General features: G+C 47.8%; 23 protein-coding genes and 1 pseudogene. 9 read left to right on the forward strand and 15 right to left on the reverse strand.

Annotation, left to right across the window (positions count from 1 at the left end):
• Positions 1 to 393: 393 nt before the first annotated feature.
• From KQP84_RS01065 to KQP84_RS24915, 3 genes are all read right to left on the reverse strand, one after another.
• Positions 394 to 636, reverse strand: coding sequence for a hypothetical protein (locus KQP84_RS01065; RefSeq protein ID WP_215844856.1), 243 nt, complete (start codon positions 634 to 636; stop codon positions 394 to 396).
• Between the two features lie 133 nt (positions 637 to 769).
• A complete protein-coding gene (locus tag KQP84_RS24910; RefSeq protein WP_309140108.1) occupies positions 770 to 1,354 on the reverse strand; it encodes a YsnF/AvaK domain-containing protein in 585 nt (194 codons plus the stop codon).
• Positions 1,339 to 1,758, reverse strand: coding sequence for a hypothetical protein (locus KQP84_RS24915; RefSeq protein WP_252515092.1), 420 nt, complete (start codon positions 1,756 to 1,758; stop codon positions 1,339 to 1,341). Before KQP84_RS24915 ends, KQP84_RS24910 begins: the two co-directional genes overlap by 16 nt.
• A gap of 726 nt (positions 1,759 to 2,484) precedes the next feature.
• Between KQP84_RS24915 and KQP84_RS01075 the strand changes: the two genes are divergently transcribed.
• Entirely contained in the window at positions 2,485 to 2,703 is a 219-nt protein-coding gene (locus KQP84_RS01075; RefSeq protein WP_215844857.1) for a hypothetical protein, read from the forward strand.
• A gap of 566 nt (positions 2,704 to 3,269) precedes the next feature.
• Here the strand turns inward: KQP84_RS01075 and KQP84_RS01080 are convergent.
• The 3 genes from KQP84_RS01080 to KQP84_RS01090 all read right to left on the reverse strand — a co-directional run bounded on the left by KQP84_RS01080 (position 3,270) and on the right by KQP84_RS01090 (position 6,311).
• A complete protein-coding gene (locus tag KQP84_RS01080) occupies positions 3,270 to 4,145 on the reverse strand; it encodes an EamA family transporter (protein ID WP_215844858.1) in 876 nt (291 codons plus the stop codon).
• Positions 4,138 to 5,361: an ATP-grasp domain-containing protein gene (locus KQP84_RS01085; protein WP_215844859.1), complete on the reverse strand. Its 1,224-nt coding sequence runs from the start codon at positions 5,359 to 5,361 to the stop codon at positions 4,138 to 4,140. Before KQP84_RS01085 ends, KQP84_RS01080 begins: the two co-directional genes overlap by 8 nt.
• Before the next feature lie 524 nt (positions 5,362 to 5,885).
• Positions 5,886 to 6,311: a GNAT family N-acetyltransferase gene (locus KQP84_RS01090; RefSeq protein ID WP_252515093.1), complete on the reverse strand. Its 426-nt coding sequence runs from the start codon at positions 6,309 to 6,311 to the stop codon at positions 5,886 to 5,888.
• 752 nt (positions 6,312 to 7,063) lie between these two features.
• On the opposite strand from KQP84_RS01090, the gene KQP84_RS01095 reads away from it, so the two are divergent.
• The 3 genes from KQP84_RS01095 (at position 7,064) to KQP84_RS01105 (ending at position 8,821) form a co-directional block, all read left to right on the forward strand.
• Positions 7,064 to 7,306 (forward strand): hypothetical protein, encoded by a 243-nt coding sequence (locus KQP84_RS01095; RefSeq protein WP_215844860.1) that lies wholly within the window; start codon positions 7,064 to 7,066, stop codon positions 7,304 to 7,306.
• Between the two features lie 76 nt (positions 7,307 to 7,382).
• Positions 7,383 to 8,051, forward strand: coding sequence for a hypothetical protein (locus KQP84_RS01100; protein WP_215844861.1), 669 nt, complete (start codon positions 7,383 to 7,385; stop codon positions 8,049 to 8,051).
• The gene (locus KQP84_RS01105; protein WP_215844862.1) at positions 8,048 to 8,821 is read left to right on the forward strand and encodes a tyrosine-type recombinase/integrase; all 774 of its coding nucleotides are present in this window, start codon (positions 8,048 to 8,050) and stop codon (positions 8,819 to 8,821) included. Before KQP84_RS01100 ends, KQP84_RS01105 begins: the two co-directional genes overlap by 4 nt.
• A 231-nt stretch (positions 8,822 to 9,052) precedes the next feature.
• Here the strand turns inward: KQP84_RS01105 and KQP84_RS01110 are convergent.
• The 4 genes and pseudogenes from KQP84_RS01110 to KQP84_RS01125 all read right to left on the reverse strand — a co-directional run bounded on the left by KQP84_RS01110 (position 9,053) and on the right by KQP84_RS01125 (position 10,748).
• Positions 9,053 to 9,360, reverse strand: a pseudogene (locus tag KQP84_RS01110) (DUF6404 family protein).
• Between the two features lie 123 nt (positions 9,361 to 9,483).
• Entirely contained in the window at positions 9,484 to 10,095 is a 612-nt protein-coding gene (locus KQP84_RS01115) for a hypothetical protein (protein ID WP_215844864.1), read from the reverse strand.
• A 17-nt stretch (positions 10,096 to 10,112) separates the two neighbouring features.
• Positions 10,113 to 10,409, reverse strand: a complete 297-nt coding sequence (gene traL, locus KQP84_RS01120; RefSeq protein WP_215844865.1) for a type IV conjugative transfer system protein TraL — start codon at positions 10,407 to 10,409, stop codon at positions 10,113 to 10,115.
• A gap of 9 nt (positions 10,410 to 10,418) precedes the next feature.
• The gene (locus tag KQP84_RS01125; RefSeq protein ID WP_215844866.1) at positions 10,419 to 10,748 is read right to left on the reverse strand and encodes a type IV conjugative transfer system pilin TraA; all 330 of its coding nucleotides are present in this window, start codon (positions 10,746 to 10,748) and stop codon (positions 10,419 to 10,421) included.
• A gap of 283 nt (positions 10,749 to 11,031) precedes the next feature.
• On the opposite strand from KQP84_RS01125, the gene KQP84_RS01130 reads away from it, so the two are divergent.
• From KQP84_RS01130 to KQP84_RS01140, 3 genes are all read left to right on the forward strand, one after another.
• Positions 11,032 to 11,388: a hypothetical protein gene (locus KQP84_RS01130; RefSeq protein WP_215844867.1), complete on the forward strand. Its 357-nt coding sequence runs from the start codon at positions 11,032 to 11,034 to the stop codon at positions 11,386 to 11,388.
• A 185-nt stretch (positions 11,389 to 11,573) separates the two neighbouring features.
• Positions 11,574 to 11,864, forward strand: a complete 291-nt coding sequence (locus KQP84_RS01135; protein WP_215844868.1) for a MarR family transcriptional regulator — start codon at positions 11,574 to 11,576, stop codon at positions 11,862 to 11,864.
• 131 nt (positions 11,865 to 11,995) lie between these two features.
• Entirely contained in the window at positions 11,996 to 12,358 is a 363-nt protein-coding gene (locus KQP84_RS01140; RefSeq protein WP_370661465.1) for a helix-turn-helix domain-containing protein, read from the forward strand.
• A 46-nt stretch (positions 12,359 to 12,404) separates the two neighbouring features.
• Here KQP84_RS01140 and KQP84_RS01145 read toward each other — a convergent pair whose 3' ends face one another.
• Positions 12,405 to 12,806, reverse strand: coding sequence for a relaxosome protein TraM (locus KQP84_RS01145; protein WP_215844870.1), 402 nt, complete (start codon positions 12,804 to 12,806; stop codon positions 12,405 to 12,407).
• Between the two features lie 415 nt (positions 12,807 to 13,221).
• On the opposite strand from KQP84_RS01145, the gene KQP84_RS01150 reads away from it, so the two are divergent.
• Positions 13,222 to 13,719 carry a lytic transglycosylase domain-containing protein gene (locus KQP84_RS01150; RefSeq protein ID WP_215844871.1) on the forward strand — a complete coding sequence of 166 codons (498 nt, stop codon included), beginning with the start codon at positions 13,222 to 13,224 and terminating at the stop codon, positions 13,717 to 13,719.
• 261 nt (positions 13,720 to 13,980) lie between these two features.
• Here the strand turns inward: KQP84_RS01150 and KQP84_RS01155 are convergent, their stop codons facing one another.
• The 3 genes from KQP84_RS01155 to KQP84_RS01165 form a co-directional block, all read right to left on the reverse strand.
• On the reverse strand, positions 13,981 to 14,424 hold the full coding sequence (locus KQP84_RS01155) for an LPD29 domain-containing protein (protein WP_215844872.1): 444 nt from the start codon (positions 14,422 to 14,424) through the stop codon (positions 13,981 to 13,983).
• Positions 14,391 to 14,834 (reverse strand): hypothetical protein, encoded by a 444-nt coding sequence (locus KQP84_RS01160; protein ID WP_215844873.1) that lies wholly within the window; start codon positions 14,832 to 14,834, stop codon positions 14,391 to 14,393. Before KQP84_RS01160 ends, KQP84_RS01155 begins: the two co-directional genes overlap by 34 nt.
• Positions 14,835 to 14,898: 64 nt before the next feature.
• Positions 14,899 to 15,492 (reverse strand): hypothetical protein, encoded by a 594-nt coding sequence (locus KQP84_RS01165; protein WP_215844874.1) that lies wholly within the window; start codon positions 15,490 to 15,492, stop codon positions 14,899 to 14,901.
• 170 nt (positions 15,493 to 15,662) lie between these two features.
• On the opposite strand from KQP84_RS01165, the gene KQP84_RS01170 reads away from it, so the two are divergent.
• The gene (locus tag KQP84_RS01170) at positions 15,663 to 15,920 is read left to right on the forward strand and encodes a hypothetical protein (RefSeq protein WP_215844875.1); all 258 of its coding nucleotides are present in this window, start codon (positions 15,663 to 15,665) and stop codon (positions 15,918 to 15,920) included.
• 844 nt (positions 15,921 to 16,764) lie between these two features.
• Here KQP84_RS01170 and KQP84_RS01175 read toward each other — a convergent pair.
• Positions 16,765 to 16,995 carry a hypothetical protein gene (locus KQP84_RS01175; RefSeq protein ID WP_215844876.1) on the reverse strand — a complete coding sequence of 77 codons (231 nt, stop codon included), beginning with the start codon at positions 16,993 to 16,995 and terminating at the stop codon, positions 16,765 to 16,767.
• Positions 16,996 to 17,121 lie beyond the last annotated feature (126 nt).

The raw sequence follows: 17,121 nt of genomic DNA on the forward strand, positions 1-17,121 counted from the left end.
CGGCGGGTTTATATAAATTAAACTAATGATTTTTATTTGCTTGTGTCATTATAAAGCTCAGCTTATAAGCTCTGGGACTATAATAATGAAAAATATGTACTATATAAGCATTTCAAAAGTAGCAAACAACCATGTTGTCCATAACGGTACGTGTATACATGTCAGAAATCATGCAGAGGACATGATTTTGCTGGGAGAATTTGGTCAGTTATTTCTGGCTCTGGGCATCGCCCGAAATAACTTTAAATCAGTAACGCCCTGCGAAGAGTGCCTGATCCCCAAACGTGCGGCCACTTGTCTCGCGAAAAAGCCATCAGCACCTGCCCGGCTTTTTCCTCTGGAAAAGCCTTAATTAGCGGAGAGGCAATTTTCCTGGAAATGCTTTCGCTGTTTTTATTTCAGGCCATCAACAAAGATTAATAAAAGAAGCGAAGCCATGGGGCCTGCAAATGCTCTGTAAAAGTTACCGGATTTTTTTACAGGTGAAAGCCCGCGCTGACTGTATAATTTTCCAGTAATCTGGAGCGATTCAGGCAGGAAAACTTCATTTATTACCTCAGGCAAAAGCAGAGCTGACAAATAATCACTGTGACCAGCTTCAGGCACTTTCAGGCTTGTAATATCCGCTTCTGCCATAAAGCCGCCATTGAGCAGGTTTTCAGGGGCTACTGTGAGCGGAAAGCACGCACAATAGCCGGCAGTTAACAGGTGAAAAAAGCCCGCACATCTTGATGCGGGCCTGAGCGGTGGTTATCGCCAGGGAAATAAATTACGGCTTTTTGAACTTGTCTTCGACTTTCTCTTTGGCTTCCGCAATTTTATCACCTGCCTTGTCGGCTAAGCTTTCTTTGTGCTCCGGGTGATCCGTGCGATTATTATCTGACGTGACGTCATACTCTCTGACATTACCTGAGCGGGATGCTTCCGGCAATGTCCCGGCATTATGGGCTATGTCTGAGGCCTGCACGGTGTCTGCATGATCGATATCCACTTCCTGACGGCGCACTGAATCACTGACCGTCTCCACCCGATCGCTTTCATCTTTACGTACCACCACTTCTTCTTTGATGTGCGCCGTTTTGTTAATGACGGGTTGTTCATGGGTTTCAGCAACTTCTACCGTTTTTTCTGACCAGTCAACGCTGTCCGGCGAGCCGGTTTCACTGAGCGGGCGACGGAAAATTTCGGCGTGCTGTTCGCGCAATGAGATATTTTCCGAAACGCGATCGGTAACGGTATAGCGGCGGACACGGGTAGAGCCCTCGCTGACCAGTCGCTTACCGACTTCCAGTCGTTCTTCAGCCAGGCGAAGAACGTCTTCCTCGCTTTCATCACCGGTCAGTGATGTCCGCACTGCATCCGTGCCGGTCTGGTTACTTTTGCCCCCGGAGGCGAAGTAAGCTCATTATCAGTCGTGTAATCAGCCGGGGCCGCTGCGCTGCGCCCTGTAAGTTCCTCATGCGCATCCAGAATACCCAGCGCGCGCGGGGCCTCATCCTCATCTGCACGAAGCGACAGAACCACCCCGCCGGTACGCAGCGCATCTTCGTAAACTTCTTCCTGGTCTTCCTCAAGGGTATTGCCAAACAGGCGTTGCCAGAAACCGGGATGACGTGCTTCATGCCCCTCAGAACGGAGGCGTTCGCCTGAGATAATATCAATATCATCATCGCTGAAGCCGGCCTTAATCAGGTTACGCTTCGCACCTTCCGCCAGTGTTAAGGTACTGAACATCGTTACGATTGTTTCATGAGCCATGGGTCTCTCCTGGGTGACAGTTCAGATGTGTTATATCCTGCAACGGTTGTACATACGTACCTTTTACCGGGTCCCGCGGGCATAACCCTTTAAGCGGGCTGCGGGCCGGCGTGCTTTAAAGGGTTATGCCCGACCCGGGCGACAGAAAATATATTCCCCTGCAAATTTTCCGGCGAAATCACTGGCACGTACACAAACAAGCCTGGCATAACCTGAAGAAACTGACAGAAAGTGCCGGGTGAACAGGCCGTGATGAGAAAAATGACACAAACCCATGCGGCTCGTCATAAATTCGTAAGCTAAAGCTGGCGGTTTCTGAGAAATGACAGCGTGTTTAACAGGCGGGGTAACAACACAAGTTGTAATCTGCCCGCGCCTGGTTTCGCGTAGCCCTGCTGAATCCTGCTGCAGGAAAAGGAATAATGGCCTTTTTTAAAAGGAGTTTCATCAGCACCTCGCAGACTTCTTCTGGCTCGGCGGTAAGGCAGGGAACCAGCCCTGCAGCGCTTACTGGCCGGAAAGTGATGGCGAAGGGCTGAAACTGCGCAGCCGGAATACGCCTCGCTTGCAAACAAGAACTCTTTAGCCAGAATCTACAGCTGCACAGAAAGTATGAAATGTGCACCTGCGAGAAATCCTTGTTACTTTTGCCCGCTGCTTATTTGCGGGCTTTTTTCGTCTTCACCCACAAGGACAAAGAGCGGCCGGACAGATAACGGAGCATTCATGACAGTGGAATCAGCAGACTATGTAAATAAAGGCGGTAAGCATTATGCGAATGATGACACGCAGTTCAGTGTCTCAGGCCATCAGCAGGCGAAACCGGAGCTGGAAGAAAAAATCTGGTCGCTGTTTAGTGAACCTGAAGCCGCGGCGGATAAAAAAGAGCAGGAAGCCATTCGTGAAAAAATCTGGCAGCTGGCTGAAGACAACAGTGAGAAATAATCTGGCTGGCGCGGAATAAAACCATAGTCAGGTTAAATCTATATTAAACAAAGAATTAATGAACCTAACGCAGACATTACGGTCTACAGTTAATGCGGAGGTCTCCTCTGTAACGAATTTTAACCCGCCCTGTGCGGGTATTTTTTTGCCCGCAATCCGCAACAAAAGAATAAACAGCCAACGCATCGCACCTGCCGATTCCCCGGCAGCGCCGGGTCGTGAGCGCTGTTGCGCTTACCGGTTGGGGTCTGATGGCAAGGGAAGTTGTCAGCCTGAATCTGGTCCGGAGGGCGATGCTGTAGCCTCAAATGAGGGAGAGATAAGCGAAAATGAGCGGATACCTGAAGTTTTTACAAGCTAATTAATACAGGGAAGGTCCGCTATGAGCGATCTGCAGACATTACTAACAGCATTCTATGTGAATCAACCAGGAGCAGGTCACCTCTTGTCTGCTCTTAACAAATTCATCGATTAGTATTTTCAAGATGTTCAGATTTCCTGTTGTATAATACATAAGGTTCAAAAATGCATAACGCCGTGACAGTAAAACCGCAACGGCGTAATAATTAGGCAAGCTTACTTTTTAATCTTTGCTCCATCCATATCTGGAAAAATGAGGCCCCAACACCGATTAAAAGTACGCCTAAAAGATAAAAGTTAACTCTACTGCCGAAAGTTATCTCAAAAATATATGTGATTAACGGCAGCATGCTTAGACACATCATCGTGATCAATGGCGACGATTTTTGCATTCCTTTTTGCATAAAATACATTGGCAAAACAACCCCGACTAACACTAACCAGAGCGAATTAAAAATATCACCACTCGTTATTTTTTCAACGGGTATAAATGCGTATATTACTAAGGAAAGGAACCACGTAAGGTGAAAGCGCCACGCAAGAACAATGATTGGCGAAAGTGATAATAACTCCGCTTTTTCACTGTTCCACGCAACAAGCGCCGCGCCTAAAGCTGCTGCTATAGCTAAAAAAATACCCATAATAACTTGGAATGAAATGATTTTCTCGCTTATTATACAGACGGAAACGACACCACATAACATAACAAGCATGGATGTAATAATTGAAGTTAAAAATACCTTTTTCCTGGAAAAAGTCACACCAATTATTATTATCCACAAAGGCCCTGCCGCGGCCTCCAACAACGTAGCAATAGAAGCAGGTATCAATGTAATTGAAATATAGAAAGAGACAAACGCTAGTGCGGTGCTAACGTTTAGCCTGATAATACAAGGGATCTGTGGCCTAGAAAGCTTAATTCCTCGCAATTTAGATATTAAAAAATATACAGCACTACAAGTCAAAAAGGCGACAGTGACGAATATTAATATTGAATCTGAGCTCATGTTTTTTGTCATAAAACCATAAGCTAATGACTGCATCAAAACGGATAGAACTATCGCCGCAGTAAATTTATTCATAAGAATTCATACCAAAAATGATATTTTCATCTTCCATCTCATGGAGTATGGATAACGACTGCTCGAGTAAAACTTTATCCTCATGACAAAAGTATGCTATACCAAAATCTCCGGTTGTAAGTAAAGGATTCACAGACTGGTGCCCTATCTGTGGAATGTTCCTGATACTGTGGTATCCAGGAAGCCGTCTGATATTTTCAAGCCCCTTGCGGTTGCTAATAATCCCTTTAACACTGCATCTTAAAAAAACCATAGAAAAATGCTTTTTGGGTGTGGGTACGCTGTAATTCAAGCGTCGAATGAAAATTTCCGGATGGATGATCGACTCACATAGCAGTGACGGTTGGCTATAACCGAAAGCACAATAAAATGCATCGACATCAAGCACGGGACCCATGATACGGCTATTTACTTCAATAAGACATGGGCCCGTATTAGTGAGCCTTAGTTCGGAGTGAGCTGCACCCTCTGCAATTCCTAAAGAAGTTAAACATTTTTTTACATAGTCTGTGATGAGACTATAAACCTCACCTTCCGTGGGTATATCGAGAGTGACAATACTGCGGTAAATTGGAACGCCGTTATGCTGATCAATTCTTACTCTGTAAACATCACTGATGAGGTGCTTGCCACCAAGAGAGACTGAGTTAACAATGAATTGCTCTCCTTCTATAAATTCCTGAATCAGTATTGAACTATTCCTTTTACCTAGCAAATTATAGCAGCCATGTATCTCTTTGAAAGATGATGATAATTCATTGAAATCATTAACTCTTTTACAGCCATCACTTCCCGCGCTATCTACAGGTTTTATAAATAGAGGGAAATTAATTTTTTGATGTAAAGACTCAAGTTCATCGTAAGAATCAATGGTGAAAGATTGGGCGCATTTTAAATCAGACTGTTGTAATTGCTTGAACATTTCATATTTATTAATTCTGGATTGCACTTTAGAAAAGTCATTTCCTAAGAATCCCATAAGATAATTAAGCTTGTCTGTTATAAATGTTCCAAACTCACTACCGTTTATTATAGATTGAATCCCATGTATTTTAAGGTGAGCGATGGTTTCGTCAAAGTTTAAAAAAACAAAAAAATCTCCATTATCTGGTTTAAGATGGTCCTCATAGATTTTCATTACAGTTGCCCCAATGTCCTCTAATGATTTTAGAAGACACTTACCACTTGATACAGGATTAATAACTGCTATTTTCATTTTCTTTTCTCTCGATAACATCAACTAATTCTTTAGTTTTCCCAACGCAGAATTTCAAATAATTTACAATTGGATAAATTGTGCTACTTAAGTTACCGATTAACCATGCTCCGTTTTTTTCAGAAAGATAAATTCACTTTCTTCTATTCTAGGAACACTATCATCGCTTGTGAAAACATAATGATTATTATCTTTTTTAATGTAATGACTTTTTATGCCAGCCGCAATAACCAAACCATCATAATGAAGCTTATGATTATTTAATGCTACTTTCCCATTCTCATACCTAAAATCATCAGCACTGTTTTTTCCAACTTTTAGAAGTCCAATTTCATAATAGAAATGAATTTTTTTGCATTTTCTAAAGGAATTGATGATATGTATCTTGAAACCAATTTCAATGTGCGATTACGAATTTTTTTATATCAGCAGCATTCATATTTTTTAATGTGCTATTACTAACCGACTTTATTAACTAAAGGTTGTATCTAATCTTGGGGGCAGGTCACTTGTTATGTTTGCTTTTATCTATTGGTATAGATATCAGGCCGGGTGATAGCCCACGCATAGTTTTTCTTATTCACCGGTTCATAGCCAAACTTTTCATAAAGCCAGGGCGCAGTTGTTGTGAATAACAAGATCCTACGAAGCTTTTCAAACACCGGGTGGCTATGAATACATTCCATAAGCCATCTTCCCAACCCGTCGCCCTGGTATTCCTCAAGTACATACACATCACAAAGATACGCGAAAGTAGCATAGTCCGTTATCAGACGTGCAAATCCTGCCTGAGATTCATTGTGATAAATGCCAAAGTTAAGGCTGTTCGCTACTGAAGCCGTGACGGTTTCCAGATCTATACCTTTTGCCCATATAGATCTCGTCAAATACTGATGCACAGCCTGTATGTTCAACTTTGCATTGTCTGTACTGATCAGAAAATCATTCATACACCATTCATATATCGCTGAAATGCTCACTTTCACACCTATCCAGATGTTGTAGGGAGAATTAACCTTATCATTATCTAAGAGAAATTATCCGAACTGAATCGAGCTGACTTCCAAAGATTGAACCGTTAGCGCTAATGCACAATGTCCGCTTTTCGCTCAGAGCAGACCTTCAGCAGCCTCGACCTAAAAACAGCATGCCCGTGCCATCCGCTCATGACTGATACCTTTTATGCAGGCGTTCCGGTAAAAAATTTGCCCTGACCCCAACTCCTCCACGTGACTTCACTTGTTAAATCCTGGAGATCCGGAAAAGGACAGAAGCGGATCTGCTTTATCCGGCACCAATAATTTTCCTGAAACGAAAAATTTTTATGTCCTATACTCCCATTAAATAAGGGCTGCACAGGGGTTTCCGCACTCGCTCGCCCGGTAGGGAGACGACGTGATTTTTGTCGAGTTGCCAGCTTCCTTGTAGTGATACACTTCCGGAAACTGCTAAATAGAATAAAAGTCGGATCAACGGGATGAGGTAATGCGGTAATGCGGTAATGCGGTAATGCGGTAATGCGGTAATGCGGTAATTTAACAACGTTTCTATATGCGTGATTATTATTTCCATGGTTAATTTCACAGTCTGGGATAATACGAAAGTAAAGGACAGGTTATGACGGGTGATGATTTCAGACGGAGATAATTAATGTGAGGGGTTATTTTTAATGAGAAGGGAAAAAATCAGGATTGGTATTTCGATGATGCGATTAGCCCTTCTGGCCATGGGACATGAAAACGTTTGGTACAGGGATACAGGATCACAAGTACAAATCATTACATGGGATGGATTCGTAGCTGCTCAGCTTAATAGATCATCCGAGAGCTGGGAAATTCAGCTTGGTGCGAATGGCACGTTCAGCAACCCAGGAGGCATTGAGCCAGATGATGCTAGAGAACTGACTGAAGAATATGCATTTAACCTGTCAACTGTACATCCATAGTTTCAGAACGAGTTGTCTCCAAAGGCAACATAGTCTTGAAGGGCGGCATTACACGTCAGTACAGGAGCACAGATATATGGGGAGCGGGATTTCATTATGGGTGTCTTTGATCAGTGCAGGCGCGGGTATTTTGGGTGCCCTGGGTAGCCAGTGGCTTTCGCACCACTTTGCCACTGCACGTGAACTGCGGGCGTCAGAAGATAAGCTGGCACGGGAACGGTATTTTATCGCCACCGAGCTGGTTTTCGTGCTGGAGCAGTTTGCTGAGGCCTGCATCGCACCAGCCTGTGATGCAGGGACTTTTGATCACACAGAGGGCCGTCGCACAGGAGAAACTGATTTTCCAAAGTTTGACTATTCCTCCATCACCGGAAACTGGCGGGTGCTTCCTTCCCGCCTCATTTACAGGCTGCGCGAAATGATTGTGCTGCAGGAAGAATCACGCAGGCTGATTCATCAGTCTTTTGACTGGGATGATGTGACAGATCCGGTTGAAAGTTTTGCCATTCGTCAGTACCAGGCCGCCCGTCTCGGTATGAAGGCAAAGATTCAGGCGGGGCGGCTGAGGAAGCTGTGCGGTATGCCATCTACCGCACTCCTTCAAGGCCAGCGCTCCAGCGGCGCCATTCTGTGGAAGCTGTGGAGAATTCATCGCAGTAAGGAAATGGGGCGGTTGATAACTGAAAAACTTTTCCGCGACACAATGGACGGCCGCACTGATAGCAGAGAAGGAATATTACCATGACCGGACTTGTAGCCTGGGGCAACGCACTGCCGCCAGCCCAACTGCCCGTAGCCCTCGATTATCCGGCCGCGCTGGCGCTGCGCCAGATGGCCGCGAAGCACGATGAATATCCGCAGTACCTTCTGGCGCCGGAGGTCAGTGCCCTGCTTCATTACGTCCCGGATCTGAACCGCAAGATGCTGTTCACCACGCTGTGGAATACCGGCGCGCGCATTAACGAAGCGCTGGCCCTGACCCGGGGAGATTTCAGTCTGGTGCCGCCCTACCCTTACGTGCAGCTGGCCACGCTCAAGCAACGCAGCGAGAAGGTCGCCCGCGGTCCGGGACGCGCTCCCGCCGGTATTGTGCCGCACCGCCTGGTGCCACTGTCCGATCCACAGTACGTGGCCCAGCTGGAGATGATGGTCGCCACGCTGAAAATTCCTCTCGAGCGGCGTAATCCGGAGACCGGCCGGACGGAGAAGATCAGGCTCTGGACCGTGGCCGACCGGACGGTGCGCACCTGGCTGAATGAGGCCGTCGCCGCAGCCGCCGATGACGGAGTCACGTTCTCCGTACCGGTGACGCCGCACACCTTCCGCCACAGCTATGCCATGCACATGCTTTATGCGGGGATTCCGCTGAAGGCACTGCAGAGCCTGATGGGGCACAAAAGCATGAAGTCCACCGAGGTGTACACCAAGGTGTTTGCGCTGGACGTGGCAGCACGGCACCGTGTGCAGTTTCACATGCCGGGAACGGATGCCGTGGCCATGCTGAAAAAGCCGTGAAGGCCCGAGCTGTACGAAACCGACCATTTCAGTACGGGGCCATTTTTTTACGCGATACAGTGGACAGTTGCCTATATAAAAACAGGCTTAGTGAAGGATGTTTTTCGTTTTCCAGACGGCACTTAATAAATACTTCGTAGGTCGTGAGCATGCAGGATTTTTAATCCGGGACGCGAGGGACCGGCCAACCGCAGGGCGGCAGGCCGTTAACAGCACATCAGTAAGGCGGGATTAAAGTTGTTCCCAGTCCGGCAGGTCTTTTGCTTTCCGGCGTGAACGGAAAACGGCTGCCATGCAGAGCCCAAATAACAGACCGGCAACCAGCGCTGTTATCACGCTGGCCAGTGGGCTGTACCCCGGGGGCGCCAGGTGACAAACCACATGCAGCATCCCCAGAACACGGCATAATAAACACCGAGAAAGCACACATTGCTGGCAAAGCTGGAGAAGAGTGCGGGGGTTTTCTTTATACCCATCCACCACAGCAGCCGGTAGGTGGCCGGGATACGCTGGCTTTTACGCAGGCCTTTCTCAGACATCAGCGCAAAAGCCTTTTCTGTTTTTCGCTTAAATTCTGCATCTTTCACTCAGTAAACCTCCTTTTAAACCGTACAGCACACGTCATCACCATACGCATCAGTAGCAGAATCGCAACCCTTTGTTCAGTCAGGTTTTCCGGTAACCAGCACGTTCATCAGGCCTGCATCCGAATACGCATAGCGCAGCAACTGAAGGCCGGAAAAGAACACCGCCGTGTTCAGAAAGGGCAGCAGCCACAGGCTCATGTTGTGCATCGCCATGCCGGCCAGCGGCGGCATGATAAGGGCGCTTACGCCCGTCGCCATGAATACGGCGGTGAGGTTGCGTCCGCGCACGAAGCGTCCTTTTTCACGCTTCATCAGCTGTGAGTGCAGCAGCAGGGTCACCGGCATCATGTCCGGGCGGGTCTTCACTTCCCGGATGCGCGCCGTTTCGGCGTCTGTCAGATTGTGCGTGTCGGAGAAATCCTGAATAAACGCGTTCACTACGCTCTGGACGACTTCACTGCAGCGGGGTTCGGACGAGTTGAAGAACTTACCGTAGATGCCTGTGGTGCTGTACTTACCGAGCAGCGTGGTAATTTCGTCAATGCGCCCGCCTATCAGTGAAGAGTGCTCGCGGGTGTCGCCGTAAATGCGCCAGCAGAGCGCCAGCGCGAGGATCGTGATAACGAGCAGCACCAGAATAGCCACGGCCATATTGCGGTTTCCCGCCGAACGCAGCTTTAATTCCATGTTGTCTCCGGAGGGGGTCAGGCGACCCAGTGCCGTTTGTAGCTGTCAGGCAGGATGCTGATAAAGAAGCGCATCACTGATGTAGGCAGGCACCAGTACGCCAGGTTGAGAAGATACTGAGAACCGCGGCCTTTCTTGAGGTGACGAATTCCAACCACGGCGGCTAAGAGCGTGGGGCCAAAAATCCACATGTTGAGAAACACTGCCAGCAGTGCCAGTGGCACGTACAGGCAGAACTCATCAGGTGGCAGCCCCACGAACCGCTTTTGCTCGGAAAACGTAGCCGCAAAAGTATACCGGTCACGTTTATCCATAAGCGCGCATTAAGCCGGGATAATGCCGAAGGCGACGTTGATAAACACCATGACCGCAGCGATACCGCCGAACATGGCCAGGTTCTTGGTTTTCACATATGTAAACACGGCCGCGATAATTTCAAGGATATAAAGAATCCACACAACTGTAGATCCAGATCCGAATGTATCGTTAATCCTAGTTTTCCCGTTTGCAAAGAGATCTTCGGCGTGGGCTGGCATCGCGGCTGAAGCCACGATCGCCATTCCGGTAAACAAAGCTGGCTTGTTTACTTTGTTCCACGCTACCGCCCCTGCCTTGCGGCAGTAATTTACACACGAAGAGAGAGTGCCCTTCATAGGATTTTTCCTCAGTTAGGGATATAATGGTCAGTCGGTTGAACTATCGTCTGTTGCTGGCCATATGGCCTTAAGTCAAATTAATATCTTAACGGTTACGCCTCCTTTACATATCTGCAGCATTGCTACAGAAACTTACAATTTATTTACGGGCTGGCGTTTTTTTACGCTCCCGGATCGCACACTTCAATTTAAGTTATTGATCTTAATGATCATTTTCTCTTATCGTCGTAGTGAGAGATTTCACTTAAATCACTAACTGGTTGAATGGAAATGAAAAATCATGGCTGAAACTGCCGATTTGATTGTGCATGTCGCCGATCCGGCGGGCCTTTCGGCTAAGATTTTTAGGACAAATGATGAGACGGGCTTAAGTAACCTGCTTGAAGAGGCCCTTTTCCGTTACAGGCGCGACCCGGGCTGGTTTGAAGTGACTACACCTGAAGGGCGCTTCTATGCTTGTCAGCTCGTTACCATTCCCCTGCTCATATTCATTAAAAAGCGTGTCCCCGGCAGAACGCTGCAATCGGCTGCTGAGCGGGCACTGTCGCAAATCAGTCCTTATTCAGACACGGTGGTGCCTGATGCCTGGATAATGATAAATGCGGATTTACTCACCCCCTCCGCCGTCCCGGAGTAAACCTGTGGCACGCCCGCAAATTAACAAACAGTCTGAATAAAGCGATATTTACTGAACCGGGCGCTGACAGTGATCCTGAAAATAACTGTGCGTCGGGATTAATAAATCCCATACCTACGCGGGAAATAAAAAGCGCTCCTTCCGCCACGAACAAAAGGAAAGACAGCCCGGACGCGGATAAAATTATGGAGCGCGTCATGCTCGGCTGGCGCGTAAAGGAAATATGCGAAGAGCAGAGCTGTTCTGAAGCTTATATTTATAAGCTGATAAAAAAACGCAAAGGCAGTTCTGCAATGGATTATCGCTGGAAGCAGTGGGAACTGATTGCGGCCATGTATCACGCTGAGCCAAAATTGACGCTGGAAGAAATTGAACAGGCGTGCGGTGTATCACGCGCGGTGATTTATCATGCCGTTAAAAAAATAGCCGAACGGGACGGGAAAGAAATTATTCCGCGCGAAAAAGAAAAAAACTGACGGCAGAAGACGTTGACAGCATAAAGCAGAAGTTAAAGGAAGGTGTACTCCGCAAACATATCTGCACCGAATATGGCATTACTATTGATACGCTTATTAAATACGTCGGCACGCGCGAGGAATACAGGGCCATACCGGATGATTTAAAAGCTTATGCGGTTCGCCTGCGCGTTCAGGGTAAAACACTTCAGCAGACCGCCGATATTCTTGGGGTGACGGTCGCGACGGTAAAGCGGGCATGGAGTAAAAAGAAGGATTCGCCTGAAATTAATGAAAAACGCGTCAAGTACGATAACAGAAACGTGCTGTCTAAACGCGATCGCGATCAGGCTGTGAATGCCGTTCTGCGCGACGGACATACGCGAAAGCAGGTTTATAAGCAGTACGGAATCAACGCGCTCACGCTTCGCAGATATATTCGTGATGCACAAAAAAGAGAGACAGAAGAACTCAGGAAGAAGGATAAAGGATCAGACAGCAAGGATGAAAGCTGAATAAAATTGCCTGACACACTCCAGATCCTGCCAGGCAAAAAAACTACTATTTGAAGAATTCAAGTAATTTACCAGCCACTCTTTCCTTCATTTCTTTTGGCCAGTCAGGGTCAAGTAGCATTTCATTCCTGACGACTTTAGAAGAGTCAATAGTTTCCTTCATGATGCCGAAAATCGCATCTATAATGAAACCGTTCATAAGCGCATTTTTAGCAATTAACTCCAGTTTCTGATCCAGCGTCTTTGCTGAAGCATCTTTATTAATTTTATTCTCATGCACTCTCAGGCCGAGCCTGAACATTTCCATTACAAAAGATGATCGATTTGCAGTATCACGAGACTCACCGTCTTCAAGCATTTTTTCCACATGCGCATCAACTTTCTCCAGCAATGAATACGGGACAGTAAGGTAGACGCGGTTTCTTTTAGATGAATTTTCGTCATTCATATTTATTTCTGCCTTAAGGTTTTATAACGTTCCGGAAACAGCTCATCAGATGAGTTCAGACTGGGTAACGACCTGTCTAAAACAGTTACTTTTATGGATGCCACCCGGCAACCGTATAGCCTCCTTAAGGAAATTTCAAGGCATCAATCGGGCAATTTTATGCATCTTATTTTCTTTAAATATATGTTTTTAATGATTTTGCCTGAAAGCAACTTACTGGCCACCAACAAGAACGCTGCCGGCAACCAACTGGCAACCACAATAGCGCTTAAACTTCCCACAAAATTAACATAATACACTGATATTAAAGACATAAATAAGCAAAAATAAATTTGCGAGTGGTGTGTAAAAATAACTTTCTTATGATATTGTTGGGGCTAACAACTCCCCCGACCTTTTCAAAACCGGAGCCGCAATGCGTTTATTTCTGCACGCTGCTGCCCTGCTGGTGACAGGCATTATCTCAACCGGCGTGAAAGCGGACTGTTTTATTAAAGCTGGTGAATGGTATTCCATCGATCCGGATTATCTGCGTGCAATCGCCTGGCAGGAATCCCGCTACAATCCGGCGGCCGTAAATACCAACATTTCAAAAGATGGAAAACCCGGAAGCAGCGATTACGGCATCATGCAGATTAACACTGTCACGATGCGCGGATTACAGAAGGAATATCCCGGACTCAGCAAAGAAAAGCTGCTCTCCGATCCGTGCCTGAATATTTACATCGGGGCAATGCTGCTGCGCCGTAACTTCAATCAGTACGGCACCACGTGGCTGGCGGTGGGCATGTACAACGCGGGAATGAAGAACATTTCGCTGACGATTAAGAACCGCTATAATTACGCAATGCTCATCGACGGGCATTATAAAGGAATCAAGGCCGGAAAGATCCCCCGCGTTCCTGTCGGCTGATCCCCGCGATTTCTTTGTCATGAAGACGACGGAACAGTTAATAATTTCTGTGCTCCTGATAATTATCAGAAAAGACCAACGTTATCGCGCAGAATTGCCCGTGACGGTTCAACACCGGAACAGGACAACCCGGGACACAACTTAAATTTTTAAAGTTTTCATTATCCGCTCGGATCTTTGAGGTTCTATTCTCTCCGTCAGGGAGTAATTTATTCCAGAGATTTACGGGTAAAAGAAAGGAGCCTTCCGGCCCCTTCGTGCTTACGCAGTGGTTACTGCCAGTATTTTATTTATTTCGCCCTGGATGCCATGGCCGTGGCCAAAGTAATCCTGCCGTATACGCCAGAGTTCGCCGGTGTTGTAACGTGCAACGGAAATATCTTCACCATCGAGAAGGTGATCATACTTAATCCTGAGGATCCCGATGGCCTGTTGTTTCATTGCGTCCGAGTAATCACGGTCAACAAAAACGTAGCCAACGCCCCCATAAATTTCATTAAATGGCGACGAACAGGAAACGAACATATCCTGCATCCCGTCGAAATAACTGTCCCGGTATTTACCCGTAATTTCTTTTACCTGTTCTTCAGTCGGCCCATCCGTCCAGTTCACGCTGATGCTGTCATAACTCCGCTTACGGACTGAGAATTTAACGCCGGGGAATTTTGCTTTCAGCTCTTTGCGGATATTCCCGGTAACCTGCACCGCCCCTTTTTATCCTGAGACAGGGCCGAATATTCCGGCGCAGTTTTCAGCCGCTCACATTCTGCCCTGTATAGCCGCTCTTCAGCCTCACGTTCCTGCGCTTTTCGGCGCTCTTCTTCTTCAGCATGCTCAACAATGCGCTTAACGTCTTTTGCCTTTTTTATTTCCGGGAATATGCTCCACTGTCTGCCGTGCAGAATACTTTCAGGCAGCGCCCGCGATATTTTTTCGCACTCGAAAGCAATATCAAAGGTAGCATTTCCGCCATATGAAACCACACCCGAAAGCGATCCCACCGAAGACGGTTTCTGCTCCCCGTGGATGGCAAAAACCACCCCGCGACCGCGATTGTATAACACCGTGCTGACTACCTGACCGATAACAAATGCCTGCGCATTTTGCATTTTCATTTCAGTTTTCCTTAAGTCGGCAAAGATGAAGACGGGACCTGTTAGGGCAGGCCGCCGCACGGTTTCAGAACGGAATTTCGTTTAACCCGGCATCATCACCGCTGGCAGTTGCCTGATTTTCTTCCCGCTGTGGATTCAGAGCTTTTTCAAGTGTGATAAAACCGCGCGCAACTTCACTGGCCTGGTAATGATCCAGCCCTGCCTCTGTCGCTGCATCGAAGGCATCCAGAAACTTCTGCACTTCCTCCCTGAGCACCTCAGCGGCCCGACGGATATACTCCCTGCGGATTTTCTGAAATGAATCCGTGCGATAAAAGACCTGGCCACGGCTGGCAATGAGATAACGCCCGGCTGCGTTCTCCCCCATGTCATACAATGCCGTCATGCCACCGCCAGAACTCGCCAGACGCGGCAGCTCCCGGAGGCCTGCTTCAATCAGCGTGTTCACCTCACTTGCATCAAGAAGCAGCACATCTGTGCCATAGCTGCCGTTTCGCGCCGGAAAGTGCTTTCCTTCTGCTGGCACAGCACGTTCGTTCTCTGCACCCAGAACGTGCCAGCGGTTACGTAGATCGTTCGCGCTGACGCAGATTTTTTGGCCGTTACCCCATGTTTTGGAAGATTCTGGAGCGGCGGTGTTGACGTGTTGTGTGTGCATGCTGCTTCTCCTGTCAGGTGGTTAATTTATGTTTCGGTGAGTTCCTCGCGGCAAAGGGCTGAGAAGCAACGGCAGGCAGCAGTGACAAAGGCGCCGCAGGCGTGCACTTCACCCTTGTCTCTGATGAATGGTGGTGCTTGGATTCGCCCGCGCGTGGAAGTTACCGCAACATGCCCACCGCATCCGAAGATGAGCAGGCACACACCCGACCGCAACGCGGGCGTCCTCAGCGGCCACGTCTTTTTGTGGCCAGTGAACGCGCGGGCGTACGTCCGCTGCAGGAGTTGATCTTGCCATCAGACCCCAGCCGCCAGGCCCGAAACGCCGCTTCTGGCGGTTCGGCGAAGCTTACCGGCCTGCCGGTTAGCGCAGTCGGGCTGACGACCCGGCTTGCCGGAGAGCCGAAGGGGCCATCAGGCTTTAGATAGTTTCAGGTTGAATGACCAGGAAACCGGGGACGCAGCTGCTGCACAGAACATGACTCAACTGCCAAAGGGTTCAGGGAGACAAGGGTGAGAACGAATCGACAAGAGAGAAGACAGAGACACAGCGGCCTGGAGAGCGAAGGCGCAGGCGTAAAGGGATGACCGGTGCGTCAGCACCGGCTTTTCCTGGCCCGCAGGGCCGCCAACTTCTTGGGGAGCAGTACCTGGAAACCTTATGTCCTGCACAGCAGACGTAAAAAAACCCTTTCGGGGCTGCATTTGTCTGCTTGCGACAATGTTGGACTCAGATGCCGCTCTGTCCAGGCTGGTTGTCAATGCAGGTTATAGCGTTCCAGCATTTTATGAAACTTGGGTGCAAGTAATACGAAGACTAACAGATACGTAATGGCAGAAAAGAGGGCTGAATGACCGAATCCAATTTGTGCGGAGATACTCCAGTCAGGAATCCATCCGTACCAGAATTCCTTATCGTAATAACATAAGTATGCAATAAAAGACCCCATGCATATTGCGAATATACCAAATGCAAAAGTGATCCAGCATCTCATGGAATACGAAAGCGCAAATATAGCTGGATAAAAAATGAAACACATCGTAATGCAACCAACTAAGCTCATATTTAATCCCTTAGACTGTGTCAGCGCAATATTATGCCTGTGTACAACATGCGCATCCAGAATGTTGGGCAGAACAACCAAGTGACTTATCCTTCACCACGCCACCGGATGATAATTCAGTGAGGCGGATCTCCGCCCTGCCGCTTCGAAAAAACAGTGCTGCAGACGAACCCAGAGGCTCACCGACGGCAACACAGACCTTTTCGCTATCAGTCCAAATCCATCTCCTGCCCTTCTTCACTGATAAGCACAAAATAACGATGTCGCTGATCCAGAATATAGTCCCGCGCCTGTTCGCTGATCCACGGTCGTGCCGCCTCAGCGGTATAAAGGTTGTAAGAGTGGCATTCTGCTTTGGTCATCACGTGACCTGTCCAGGTCACGTAGCCGGCTTTGAGCGGATTGTTCAAAGCCTCTGCCAGTCGTTCCTGCGTAGTCATGGCTGTTTCCCTGTGCCCCTGCAGCGCACTTCAGGGGATCGCGGTTTACCCTTTCAGGCGTGAATACTGCCAGTGGCAGAACGAACTCTGTTCATTCGCTTCCGGCAGGTTCGCCCGTGCATATTT

The sequence above is a fragment of the Candidatus Pantoea bituminis genome (assembly GCF_018842675.1).
GTDB classification, from domain to species: domain Bacteria; phylum Pseudomonadota; class Gammaproteobacteria; order Enterobacterales; family Enterobacteriaceae; genus Pantoea; species Pantoea phytostimulans.